The sequence below is a fragment of the Streptomyces violaceoruber genome (assembly GCF_033406955.1).
GTDB classification, from domain to species: domain Bacteria; phylum Actinomycetota; class Actinomycetes; order Streptomycetales; family Streptomycetaceae; genus Streptomyces; species Streptomyces violaceoruber.
Genome location: NZ_CP137734.1, coordinates 5,766,298 through 5,778,745, shown reverse-complemented (window position 1 = coordinate 5,778,745; position 12,448 = coordinate 5,766,298). Strand labels below are relative to the sequence as shown.

At 74.5% G+C, this 12,448-nt stretch carries 8 protein-coding genes; 4 read left to right on the top strand and 4 right to left on the bottom strand.

Annotated elements, in window-relative coordinates; translation table 11 throughout:
- Positions 1–83 precede the first annotated feature (83 nt).
- Positions 84–524, top strand: a complete 441-nt coding sequence (locus R2E43_RS25760) for a hypothetical protein (protein ID WP_332056606.1) — start codon at positions 84–86, stop codon at positions 522–524.
- A 19-nt stretch (positions 525–543) separates the two neighbouring features.
- Here R2E43_RS25760 and dusB read toward each other — a convergent pair whose 3' ends face one another.
- The gene (dusB, locus tag R2E43_RS25755) at positions 544–1,764 is read right to left on the bottom strand and encodes a tRNA dihydrouridine synthase DusB (RefSeq protein ID WP_003976305.1); all 1,221 of its coding nucleotides are present in this window, start codon (positions 1,762–1,764) and stop codon (positions 544–546) included.
- A 108-nt stretch (positions 1,765–1,872) separates the two neighbouring features.
- Between dusB and R2E43_RS25750 the strand changes: the two genes are divergently transcribed.
- Positions 1,873–3,318 (top strand): MFS transporter, encoded by a 1,446-nt coding sequence (locus R2E43_RS25750; RefSeq protein WP_003976304.1) that lies wholly within the window; start codon positions 1,873–1,875, stop codon positions 3,316–3,318.
- A 39-nt stretch (positions 3,319–3,357) separates the two neighbouring features.
- Here the strand turns inward: R2E43_RS25750 and R2E43_RS25745 are convergent, their stop codons facing one another.
- The 3 genes from R2E43_RS25745 to R2E43_RS25735 form a co-directional block, all read right to left on the bottom strand.
- Positions 3,358–7,791, bottom strand: a complete 4,434-nt coding sequence (locus R2E43_RS25745; protein WP_332056605.1) for a cation-translocating P-type ATPase — start codon at positions 7,789–7,791, stop codon at positions 3,358–3,360.
- A 9-nt stretch (positions 7,792–7,800) separates the two neighbouring features.
- Positions 7,801–8,640 carry a hypothetical protein gene (locus R2E43_RS39025; protein WP_387586370.1) on the bottom strand — a complete coding sequence of 280 codons (840 nt, stop codon included), beginning with the start codon at positions 8,638–8,640 and terminating at the stop codon, positions 7,801–7,803.
- A gap of 112 nt (positions 8,641–8,752) precedes the next feature.
- Entirely contained in the window at positions 8,753–9,649 is an 897-nt protein-coding gene (locus tag R2E43_RS25735) for a helix-turn-helix transcriptional regulator (protein ID WP_003976301.1), read from the bottom strand.
- 110 nt (positions 9,650–9,759) lie between these two features.
- On the opposite strand from R2E43_RS25735, the gene R2E43_RS25730 reads away from it, so the two are divergent.
- Together R2E43_RS25730 and R2E43_RS25725 are read left to right on the top strand one after the other, a co-directional pair.
- Positions 9,760–11,193, top strand: a complete 1,434-nt coding sequence (locus R2E43_RS25730; RefSeq protein ID WP_011028390.1) for an MFS transporter — start codon at positions 9,760–9,762, stop codon at positions 11,191–11,193.
- A 122-nt stretch (positions 11,194–11,315) separates the two neighbouring features.
- Positions 11,316–12,392, top strand: coding sequence for a chitinase (locus R2E43_RS25725; protein ID WP_319123885.1), 1,077 nt, complete (start codon positions 11,316–11,318; stop codon positions 12,390–12,392).
- Positions 12,393–12,448 lie beyond the last annotated feature (56 nt).

The following is a 12,448-nucleotide window of genomic DNA, read 5'->3' as shown; positions in this document are numbered from 1 at the left end:
CCGGGTTCCCAACTCGCCGCCGGGGGCGCCCTCCTGGGCGGACCGGCCGTCGGCGGGCCCGCCCGACGTGAGGATCACCGCACATGAAGAAGCGCACCGTCTGCGTCGCCGCCCTCAGTGCGGCCACTCTGGCCGTACTCCCCCTGGCCGCCACCGCCTCGGCCGCCGAGTACACCGTGACCTACGTGGGCGTGAGACACGAAGGCGACGTGTGCACCTCGCACAACTGGACCCACGACTGCAACGGCTCGGCGTCGTTCGTCCATGACGGCGACCACCTGCTGGTCTGGGACAACGCCGCCGACGGGCACTCCGTGGTGGTGGAGTACCTGCGCAGCGACGAGAACGGCGACGACTACCTGCGCGCCTGGAACTACTACGGCAAGTACGACAGGCTTGACGTGAATATGAACCTGGCCGAGGACGGTGGATACATCTCCTACCGGGTCTGCCTGGGCGAGTACGGCACTCGCGAGGTCCTGTCGGACACCTGCAGCCCGTTCAACTTCGAATGGGCCAAGTGATCACCTCGCCGTAGGCCGGTCAGCCGCCGGAGGTGTCCAGCTCCGCGTCCTCGCCGACGCCCGCGCAGTCGTACGGGTCCTTGAGCCAGCCGTCGGGCAGGACCACCCGGTTGTTGCCGGAGGTACGGCCGCGGGGGCCGTCCGCGCCGGCGGGCCAGGGCTGGTCGAGGTCGAGTTCGTCGAGGCCGGCGCGCAGGGCCTCCAGGGAGGAGGTGACGGCGAGCCGCTTGCGCATCTCGGAGCCGACGGCGAAGCCCTTGAGGTACCAGGCGACGTGCTTGCGGAAGTCGATGACGCCGCGCGCCTCGCCCTCCCGTCGCCCACCACCACCCTCAACGGTGGCCCTTCGGGCCGTCCCCCCATTTCCGATCCACTCCCCGAGCAGGGTCGCGTGCCGCACCATCACGTCGGCGACCTCGCGCAGGGTCGGCCGTACGAACGAGTCGGTGCGGCCCTCGAAGGCGGCGACCAGGTCGGCGAAGAGCCACGGCCGTCCGAGGCAGCCGCGTCCGACGACGACGCCGTCGCAGCCGGTCTCCCGCACCATGCGCAGCGCGTCCTCGGCGGACCAGATGTCGCCGTTGCCGAGGACGGGGATCTCCGGGACGTGCTCCTTGAGGCGGGCGATGGCGTCCCAGTCGGCGGTGCCGCCGTAGTGCTGGGCGGTGGTGCGGCCGTGCAGGGCGATGGCGGTGACGCCCTCCTCGACGGCGATGCGGCCGGCGTCGAGGTAGGTGAGGTGGTCGTCGTCGAGGCCCTTGCGCATCTTCATCGTGACGGGCAGGTCACCGGCGCCGGTGACGGCCTCGCGGACGATGGCCCGCAGCAGGTGCCGCTTGTACGGCAGCGCCGAGCCGCCGCCCTTGCGGGTCACCTTGGGCACCGGGCAGCCGAAGTTCAGGTCGATGTGGTCGGCCAGGCCCTCCTCCGCGATCATGCGGACGGCCTTGCCGACGGTCACCGGGTCGACGCCGTACAGCTGGATCGAGCGCGGGGTCTCCGTCGCGTCGAAGTGGATCAGCTGCATGGTCTTCTCGTTGCGCTCGACCAGCGCCCGGGTGGTGATCATCTCGCTCACGAACAGGCCCTTGCCCCCGCTGAACTCACGGCACAGCGTGCGGAACGGCGCGTTGGTGATCCCGGCCATCGGCGCCAGCACCACCGGCGGCGCGACGGTGTGCGGGCCGATGCGCAACGGCGCGGCGGTGGGGTGGGGGGCGGACGTGGTGAGCGTGGACATTCCCCCATTGTCACGCACGCGGGGCGGTGCCCGTCGCGCCTGTGGACGAAGACCGGTGCACCGGTCATTAGTTAGACGCACTATTGAAGTAGGCGTAGGCTGGAGTTCATGCCCGAGCTCACCCATCGCCGCCGCATGCTCGTGCTCGCCATCTGCTGCATGAGCCTGCTGATCGTGAGTATCGACAACACGATCCTCAACGTCGCCCTCCCCTCCATGCAGCGCGACCTGCACGCGAGCACGTCGGGCCTCCAGTGGGCCATCGACGCGTACACGCTGGTGCTGGCCGCGCTGCTGATGCTGTCCGGCTCCACCGCCGACCGGATCGGCCGCAAGCGGGTCTTCATGACCGGCCTGGTGATCTTCACGCTCGGCTCGCTGCTCTGCTCGCTGGCCCCCGGCCTGTCCTCGCTGATCGTCTTCCGGATGATGCAGGCGGTGGGCGGTTCGATGCTCAACCCGGTCGCGATGTCGATCATCACCAACACCTTCACCGACCCGCGCGAGCGCGCCCGCGCGATCGGTGTCTGGGGCGCGGTGGTCGGCATCTCCATGGCCGCCGGTCCCCTGGTGGGCGGGGTGCTGGTGGAGTCGGTCGGCTGGCGCTCGATCTTCTGGGTCAACCTCCCGGTGGGCCTGGCCGCCCTCCTGCTCACCCTCCGCTTCGTCCCCGAGTCCCGCGCGCCGAAGGCCCGGCGCCCCGACCCGCTGGGCCAGCTGATGGTGATCGTGCTGTTCGGTTCCCTGACGTACGCGATCATCGAGGCGCCGAACGCCGGGTTCCGCACCGTGCTGCCCTTCGCGGTACTGGCGCTCGCCGCGCTGATCGGCCTGCTCCTGCACGAGCCCCGCCGCACCGACCCCCTCATCGAGCTGCGCTTCTTCCGGTCGGCGCCGTTCAGCGGGGCCACCGTCATAGCGATCAGCGCGTTCGCCGCGCTGGGCGGCTTCCTGTTCCTGTCCACGCTGTATCTCCAGAACGTGCGCGGACTGAGCGCCCTGGAGGCCGGCCTGTGGATGCTGCCGATGGCCGTCCCGACCTTCCTGTGCGCCCCGCTGTCCGGGCGGCTGGTCGGCAGCAGGGGGCCGCGCCTGCCGCTGCTGATCGCGGGTGGGGCGCTGACCGTGAGCGGGACCCTCTTCGCCGCCTTCGAGGCCGAGACGTCCGACCTCACCCTCTTCCTCGGCTACGTCCTGTTCGGCATCGGCTTCGGCTTCGTCAACGCGCCCATCACCAACACCGCGGTCTCCGGCATGCCCCGGTCCCAGGCCGGGGTGGCGGCGGCCGTCGCCTCCACCAGCCGCCAGCTGGGCCAGACCCTCGGCGTGGCGGTGGTCGGCGCGGTGCTGGCGGCGGGCGTGAGCGGATCGGCGTACCGCGACACCTTCGTCTCCGCCGCCCGCCCCGGCTGGTGGATCCTGGCCGCCTGCGGCCTCGCGGTCCTCGTCCTCGGCGCCGTCACGAGCGGCCGCTGGGCCCACCGCACGGCGGAGCGGACGGCCGAGCGCCTCCGGTCGCCGGAGGTGCGGGAGGCGGCGCGGGCGGGGACGTGACCGTCCCCGGCGGGCGGAGGCCGGTCCCGGCGCCCCGCCTCACCGCACCGCCCGCGGCAGCCGCTCCGCCGCCTTCGGCCAGTACCTCACGATCGCGTCCTCCACGCCCGGCAACGCCCGCTGCCCCGCCAGCGCCAGCGCGATCGCGGCGGCCACGCACGTCCACGCGACCGGGCCCAGCGGGGTGCAGCCGAAGAGGCGGCTGGCGCCCGGCGTCTGGACGAGGGCGACCAGGGCGGCGGCCGAGCCGAGGGACGTGACCTGGACCAGGCGGCTGTCGCGGCGGTCGGCGAGGGTCTGGGCGAGCTGGGTGCCGACGACCGCGCACAGGGCCATGGTCGTCGAGCGGCGCCGGGTGCCCGGCGTGAAGCGGCCCAGCAGCCAGGCCGCGGTCGCCCCGAGCGCCGTGGTCAGGGCCCGGTGCCGGATCTGCCGGATGAGGGGTTCGCCCAGCACGGCCGTGCCGAGCGGCGCGCCCGCGTCGGCGGCCTCCTGCTCCGGATCGCCCGTCTTCGTCACCGCGACCGCCATCGCGGGGAACAGGTCGGTGAAGAGGTTGACCAGCAGCATCTGGCGGGTGGACAGCGGGGCGGCGCCGCCCAGCACCGTGCCGAGGATGCCGAAGCCGACCTCGCCCGCGTTGCCGCCGATCAGGATGGCGATGGCGTCGGCGACGCTGTGCCACAGCGCCCGGCCCTCCCGCACCGCCTCCACCAGCACGAGCAGGTCGTCGCCCGTGACCACCAGGTCGGCGGCGTTGCGGGCGGCGGCCGAGCCGCGGGCGCTGATGCCGACGCCGATGTCGGCGGCCCGGATCGCGGCGGCGTCGTTCGCCCCGTCGCCGACCATGCCGACGACCCGCCCGGCGTCCCGCAGGGACTCGACGACCTGGAGCTTCTGCTCGGGCGCCACCCGGGCCACGACGTCCGCGTCGCGCAGCATCCGGGAGCGGGCGGTGCGGTCGGCGGCGGCGAGCTCGTCGCCGGTGACCACGACCGCGTCCTCGGGCCAGCCCAGGTCGACGGCGATGGCGTGGGCGGTCTGCGGATGGTCGCCGGTCAGCACCACGGGCCGTACGCCCGCCTCGCGCAGCCCGCGCACCAGCGCCGGGGAGGTCTCGCGGGCCACGTCGGCGAGCGCGAGCAGTCCGGTGAACTCCAGCTCCGACGGCTGCCGTTCGAGCACGTCGGCCGCCCTCTCGCCCGTGTCCAGGGTCCGCCGTGCCACCGCGATGATGCGCAGTCCGGCACCGGCCAGCCGCTGCGCCACCTCCAGGGCGTGGTCCGGCAGGCCGGCGCAGGCGGGCAGCACCGTCTCCGGGGCGCCCTTGACCACCAGCACGGCGGCGCCGGTCCCGTCCTCGCGTCCGACGGCGGCGGCGTAGCCGCGGGAGGTCTCGAAGGGCAGGCCCTCCTCCTGTGTCCACCCGGGATCGTCCCCGGCCGCGTCCAGGATCGCCTCGTCGGTGGCGTGGGTGGGGCGGGCGCCGTCGCCGTCCAGCCGCGGGCAGGCGCGCGCGGCGGTCCGTACGGTGTCGGCGGTCTCCGGGTCGCCCGACCGGCGTACCGTGCCGTCGGCGCCCGCGACCCGGGACAGCCGCAGCCGGTTCTCGGTGAGGGTGCCCGTCTTGTCGAAGCAGACGGTGTCCATCCGGCCGAGCGCCTCCAGCGTGCGCGGGGTGCGCACCAGGACGCCCCGGCGGCTCAGCCGGCGGGCCGCGGCGAGCTGGGCCACGGTCGCCACCAGCGGCAGTCCCTCGGGCACGGCGGCCACCGCCACCGACACGCCGCCGGCGACGGCCTGCCGGATCGGCGCCCCGCGCAGCAGCGAGAGCCCGGTCACCGCGGCCCCGCCCGCCAGGGTGAGCGGCAGCGCCTTGCGGGTCAGCTCCTGAAGCCTGGCCTGCACTCCGGCCGCGGACGGCGTACGGGCCGCCAGCGCGACCGCGCGCGCCGCCTCGGTGTGGTCGCCGGTGTCGACGACGACGGCGCGGGCCCGCCCGGCCACCACGGTCGTGCCCTCGAAGACCATGCAGTACCGCTCCGCCACGGGGGCGCGGGGCGCCGGGTCCACGCACTTGTCCACCGGCAGCGACTCGCCGGTCAGCGCGGACTCGTCCACCTCCAGGCCGTCCTCCCACAGCAGCCGCGCGTCGGCGGGCACCACGTCGTCCGCCCGCAGCTCGATCACGTGGCCCGGGTGCAGCTTGGCCGCGTCCACGATCCGCGGCTCCCCCTCCGGCGTGAACTCCGCGGTCTCCGGGCGGAGTTGCTCCTCGGCGACCCGGGCCTTCTGCTTCTGCTCCGCCAGCAGCCCGGACAGCGCCCGCTCGGCGCGCAGCCGCTGGAAGCCGCCGACCAGCGCGTTCAGGTCGAGGGCGCCGACCACGAGCAACGCGTCCACGACCGACCCGAGGATGGCGGAGGCGGCCGAGCCGACCGCCAGCACCGGGGTGAGCGGATCGTCCAGCTCCCCGCGTACGGCCCGGGCCAGCTGCCACGACCAGCGGACCGGAGCCAGCACGGGCACCCGCCCCGCCCGGTCGGCGGCCGCCCGCAGCCGGGCCGTGGCCTGTTCCACGGCGGTCGGCTCGGGTTCGCGCTCCCGCTCCAGCCGGTCCCGTACGTCCTGCGGGTCCAGCGCGTGCCAGGCGACCCGGGCCCGGGGGTGCGGAGCGCGGGCCGTCGCCACGCCGATCGCCGCCCGGGTGCCGGACAGCAGGGCCAGCGCCGCGCTCGCGTCGACCGGCGCGTGCCGCATCCCCAGCAGCGACGACACGCCGCCCCGGCTCCTGCCGCGCGCCTCGCCGACCGCGACCAGCAGTCCGGACAGCGCGGCCCCGGACCGGGCCAGCGTCTGCGACCGGCGCCCGACCGCACGCGCGACCGGCACCGCCCGCAGCACCCGCCACACGTCGGCGAGCCCCTGCGGCGCGAGCACGTCCGCGCCCCAGGCCACCGGGCAGTCCCCGTCGGCCAGCGCGACGGCCACGTCCCCGGCGAGCAGCCCGGCCGACACCGACCCGTCGTCGCCGGGCAGCGGCCGTACGACGGTGACGACGCCGCCCTCGGCGCGCAGTTCGGCCACGACGTCCGCGAGCGGGCGGCGGGCGCCGACGACCTGGTCGGCGAGTCCGGTGAAGTCGGCCAGCGCCGGGTCCTCGACCATGACCACGCGCAGTCCCGCGCGCCGCGCCGCGTCCAGCACGTCCTCGGTCCACGGGTCCGCGCCCGCGTCCGGCACCCGCAGCGCGCTGGGGTGCAGGACGACCGTGCGGACCATCTCCAGCTGCCGCAGCCGCCCGGGATCGCGCACCAGCACACCCGTGCGGGACAGCGCCGCGCTCAGTACGGCGTGGAAGGCGGCGGGCCCGTAACGGGCGGCCTTGGGCGAACCGGCGAGCACCGCCTCCGCCGCCTCGGCCAGGTCGTGCTTGACCAGCAGGGTCGCGGCCGCGCCCGCCACGCTGCCCGCCGAGGCGTGGGCGGCGTAGTCCTGGGCCGGGGAGGTGCGGGGCGCCGGACGCAGGGCGGGTACGGCGGGCAGGCTGTCGCGGCCGGGCACGCACAACCGGTCGTGCACGACCTCGAAGGCGGCACCCCGCGCCACCGCCTCCGTCAGCTGGCACACCCGCAGCGCCCCGTCGAGCACCAGTGAGGTGGGGCTCTGCCCGGCACCGTGGACGGCGGCGTTGGCGGCGGCCAGCGCCACGTCCATGCGGTGGTCGCCGAGCCGCTCGCGCAGCCAGGCGCGGAAGGCCGGGTTCTCGCGCAGCAGCGTCGCTACGGCGGTGACCAGGCGGGGCGAGGGCGGCAGCCGCAGCCGCGCGCCGGTCACGGCGGCGGCGATGCCGAGCACGTCGGCGCCGAGTGCGGCCGCCGCGACGCGCACCGGGGCGGGGTCGCCGGGGTGGTCCGGCTCGTCCACCAGGTCGCCGTCGACCAGATCGTCGTCGACCAGATCGTCGTCGCCCGGTTCGCCCGGGCCGGTGAGGCCGGTCAGGTCCGCCTGGTCCACCCGGGTGAGTCCGTGGCGTCCGGCGAGTTCGGTGGCGTGGTCCACGACCCGGTCGGCGAGTGCGTCCTCGGTCGCGGTCACCACCAGTCTGGCGAGGCCGGTGTCCCAGTAGGCGAACAGCACGTCCGGGTGCTCGGCCAGGGCCGCCGCCACCCGCCGTCCCACCCGCTCGGTACCGCCCGCCCGGCGCACCTCGTCCCTCGCGACCGGCCGCAGCGCGAGGTGCGCCCGGGGTCCGGCCCGCCAGTCCCGCGATCCCCCGGGCAGCGCGGCGCGGGCCACCCGTGCCGCCCGTGCCGCGAAGTCGGCGCCGCGCACACCGGCCCGCGCGGTGCCCGCCGCCGCCCCGGCCGCGGCGCCCACGGCGGGCGCGGTGCCGCGCGCGAGCAGCCGGGGTCCGGCCAGCACGAATCCCGTGACGGCGTCCTGGGAACGCGTGAGCAGTCCGCCGGCCATCGCTCTCCCTCAGCCGGACGTGCGGGTGCGCGACGCGGCGGCCGTCTTGCGTCCGCGGCTTCCGCTCCGGCCGCCGCCCGAGGAGGAGGGCCGGCTCGAGGACGCCTTGGTCCCCGACTGGCTCTTGGCCCGGGTGGGGGACGCGGTCTTCTTCGCGGAGGTCTTCTTCGCGGCGGTCTTCTGCGCGGGCGACTTCCGCGCGGCGGCGGACTTCGCCGCCGTGGACCCGGTGGCCGTGGACTTGGCGGCCTTGGACCCGGTGGTCGTTGACTTGGCGGCCGTGGACTTGGCGGCGGCCTTCTCGGCGCCGGTGGTCCGCCACGTCGCGGCGGCCGACTTGGCGGGGGTGGCCGTCCCGCCCCCGGCGGCCTTCGTCCCGCTCGCCCTCGCTCCGGCCGTCTTCGCCGCAGCCGTCCTGCCGGTGGCGGCCTTCGCCGCAGCCGTCTTCGCCGTGGCGGCCTTCGCCGTGGCCGCCCTGCTGGTGGTCTTCCTGGCCGACGTCCGGGCAGGCTTGCTGCCGACGGCGCCCCGGGCCCCGGCCGCTTCCGCGTCGCCGCCCTTCGCCGCGCCCCCGTCGCCGCCCCGCCCGTTCTGCCCGCGCGGCTGCGTCAGCCAGGCCACCGCCGCCCCGGTGACCGCGACCGGCCACTCCACCAGTCCGGCGACGCCCAGCACTCCGGCGCCCGTGTAGACGAGTACGCGCCGCCCGCGCGGCGACACCGCCCCGATCCTGTCCAGCGCGCCCTCGGCCGCCCTGCCCACCGTCCCGGCACCCGGCACCTTCCGCACCGCCGAAGCGGCCGCGTGCAACGGCCGCGGGAGTGTCCGCGCCGACTTCTGCTCAGCCATGACTGTTCGTCCTCGCCCTGTCCGTGCTGTGGGAACCCCGGGCTGTGCGCGCCCTGGGAAACCCCGGGAACATCACCTTCCGCATTTCCCCGGGTTCCCGCACTTCGGGCGCTCATCCCGACGCGGCCGGCTCCCGCTCCAGGGCGATCGCGTGCAGCCTCTCCAGCCGCTCCCGGGAGTCCTCGTCGGCCGGGGCGTACGTCACCATCCGGGGCCCCGGTTCCGGTCCGAGCCACAGGTCGGTGTGGTCGACGCGGATCCGGCCGACGTGCCGGTTGAGGAACTCCTTGCGCTTGCCCCGGTGCGCGACCACCTCGTGCCGCTCCCAGGCCTCGCGGAAGGCGGGCGACTGGGTGCGCAGCCGCTTGAGCAGCATCTTCCAGGCGGGCTCGGCGAGATGACCGGCCATCGTGGCGCGGAACCGGGCCGCCATCAGCCGCTGGGTCTCCTCCAGATGGACGATGGAGGACCGCCAGTCCTCGTGGGTGAAGCAGAGGACCATGCAGTTGCGGTCCTCGGGCGGCACCGCGTCCAGGTCGCACAGCAGCAGCCCGTACGTCCGGTTGTGGGCGAGGATGTCGTACCGGCTGTTCTGCACGCAGGCGGGGTACGGCTCGAACTGCTCCAGCAGGGCGCGCACCGCCGGTGTGATGGCCGGGCAGTCCGTCGCGGGCGTCGGGTCGACGGAGCCCGCCAGCTGGAACAGGTGGGCGCGCTCGGTGGGGTCGAGCAGCAGGGTGCGGGCGAGGGCGTCGAGCACCTGCACGGAGACCTGGATGTCCCGGGCCTGCTCCAGCCAGGTGTACCAGGTGACGCCGACGGCCGAGAGCTGGGCGACCTCCTCGCGGCGCAGCCCCGGGGTCCGGCGCCGTCGTCCGCGGGGCAGCCCGACCTGCTCGGGCGCGATGCGCTCGCGGCGGCTGCGCAGGAAGGCGGCGAGTTCGTGCCGCCGGATCTCCGAGCCGGTGTCCCGGGGCGGGGACTGGACGGCCGTCTCCCGACCCGTCATCGTCGTCATGCCTCCAGGATGCCGCGCCCGGGAACCTGTTGCCAGGTACTTCTACTACCAGCATAAGAAGACTCTGGTACCACCCTGGAAACGGCCGCAGGCTCGACCACGTGACCGAAACCATCACTTCACGTCCCGTCCGTACGGGCACCCCGGAAGCGCCGCCCGCACTCGGCGGCCTCGGACTCTTCACGGTGCTGCTGGGTGCGGCGCTCCCGCTCGTCGACTTCTTCATCGTCAACGTCGCCCTGCCCACCATCGGCGCGGACCTCTCCGCGGGCGAGGCGGTCCTGGAACTGGTCGTCGCCGGATACGGGGTCGCGTACGCCGTCCTGCTGGTCCTCGGCGGCCGGCTCGGCGACCTGCTCGGCCGGCGCCGCCTGTTCCTGGGCGGCATGGCGGCCTTCGGGCTGACCTCGCTGGCCTGCGGCCTGGCGCCGGACGCCTGGTCGCTGGTGGCCGCGCGGGTGGCGCAGGGCGCCTCGGCCGCCGCGATGCTGCCGCAGGTGCTGGCGACCATCCAGGCGACCACGACCGGTCCCCGGCGCGCGAAGGCCATGAGCCTGTACGGGGCCACGGCCGGTCTGTCGATGGTGGCCGGGCAGATCCTCGGCGGCGTCCTGGTGGCGGCGGACATCGCGGGCACCGGCTGGCGTTCCGTCTTCCTGGTGAACGTCCCGGTCGTCCTCGCGGGTCTCTTCCTCGCCGCCCGCGCGGTCCCGGAGACCCGCTCCGCGCGCCCCGAGCCGGTGGACGTCCCCGGCACCTTCCTGCTGGCCGCCTCGATCCTGACCCTGCTGGTGCCGCTGACCGAGGGCCGGGCGGCGGGCTGGCCGCTGTGGACGTGGCTGTCGCTGGCGGCGTTCCCGTTCGCGGCGGCGGCGTTCTACGCGGTGGAGCGCCGGGCGGACCGCGCGGGCCGTACCCCGCTGGTCCCGCCGAGCCTGTTCGCGATCGTCTCGCTGCGCCGCGGCCTGCTGCTGATCGTGCCGTTCTCGATCGGCTTCAGCGGCTTCATGTTCGTCATCGCGGTGGCGTTGCAGCAGGGCGCGGGCCTGGGCCCGGTGGCCGCGGGGCTCGCCCTGGCCCCGCTCGCGGTGGTGTTCTTCCTCTTCTCCCTCGCCGGCCCCCGACTGGTCGCCCGCTACGGCACCCGCGTGGTGCCCACCGGCGCCGTCCTCCAGGGAGTGGGCCTGGCCCTGATGACGCTGGCCGCGTGGCGTTCCTGGCCCGACCTCGGCCTGGTCGAACTCCTGCCGGGCGCGGCGGTCGCGGGCGCGGGCCAGGCACTTCAGCTCCCGGTCGTCCTCCGGTTGGTCCTCTCGGAGGTGCCCGCCGAACGCGCCGGCGTGGGCAGTGGCGTCATGGTCACCACCCAGCAGTCGTCGCTGGCCCTGGGCGTGGCCACCCTGGGCACCCTGTTCCTGTCGCTGACCCCGGGGATGGGCATGCGGGACGCCCTGGTGACGACGCTGCTGGTCCAGTTGGCCGGGGTGGCGCTGACGGGCCTGCTGAGCCTGCGCCTCCCCCGGACGATCGCCTGACGACGCCCGATCCGCACACGCCACTTGGTCCAGACCTCTTGACGAAAGGTCTGGACCACAGCACTGTCATGCCTACGACACAAGAAGACTCTCCCTCACCGACCCCCACCGGGAGGCCCGGCATGATCCGCCGCACAATCCGTCTACTGGCCGCCGCACTGGCGGCCACCGTTCTGGTCCCCCTGGGAGTCGCCACCGCGTCGGCGGCTCCCGAGGGCGCCGCCCCCACCGGCGCGGCCGCCGACACCTGCGCCGTGAAGTCGAAGCCCGCCGGCAAGGTCCTCCAGGGCTACTGGGAGAACTGGGACGGCGCCGCCAACGGCGTCCACCCGCCCTTCGGCTGGACCCCGGTCACCGACCCCCAGATCGGCGCCCACGGGTACAACGTCCTCAACGCGGCCTTCCCGGTGATCCTCTCCGACGGCACGGCCCTGTGGGAGGACGGCATGGACCGGGGCGTGAAGGTGGCGACGCCCGCGGAGATGTGCGCGGCCAAGGCGTCCGGGCAGACGCTGCTGCTCTCCATCGGCGGCGCGACGGCCGGCATCGATCTCAACTCGACCGCGGTCGCGGACCGTTTCGTCGACACGATCGTGCCGATCCTGAAGGAGTACAACTTCGACGGCATCGACATCGACATCGAGACCGGCCTGACCGGCAGCGGCAACATCAACCAGCTCTCCGCGTCCCAGTCCAACCTGATCCGCATCATCGACGGCGTACTGGCCCGCATGCCCTCGAACTTCGGCCTCACGATGGCCCCGGAGACGGCGTACGTCACCGGCGGCAGCATCGTCTACGGATCGATCTGGGGCGCGTACCTGCCGATCATCAAGAAGTACGCGGACAACGGCCGCCTGTGGTGGCTGAACATGCAGTACTACAACGGCAGCATGTACGGCTGCGCCGGCGACTCCTACTCGGCCGGTACCGTGCAGGGCTTCACCGCCCAGACCGACTGCCTGGACAAGGGCCTGGTCATCCAGGGCACCACGGTCCGGGTGCCCTACGACAAGCAGGTCCCGGGCCTGCCCGCCCAGCCCGGCGCGGGCGGCGGTTACATGCCACCGTCCCTGGTCTCCCAGGCATGGAACCACTACAACGGCGCCCTCAAGGGCCTGATGACCTGGTCCCTCAACTGGGACGGCTCGAAGAACTGGACCTTCGGCACCAACGTGAAGTCCCTCCAGGGCCGCTGAGCCCGGGGGGTGGACCTGTAAGTCCGGGCCCCCGAAACGCCGAAACGCCCACCCCC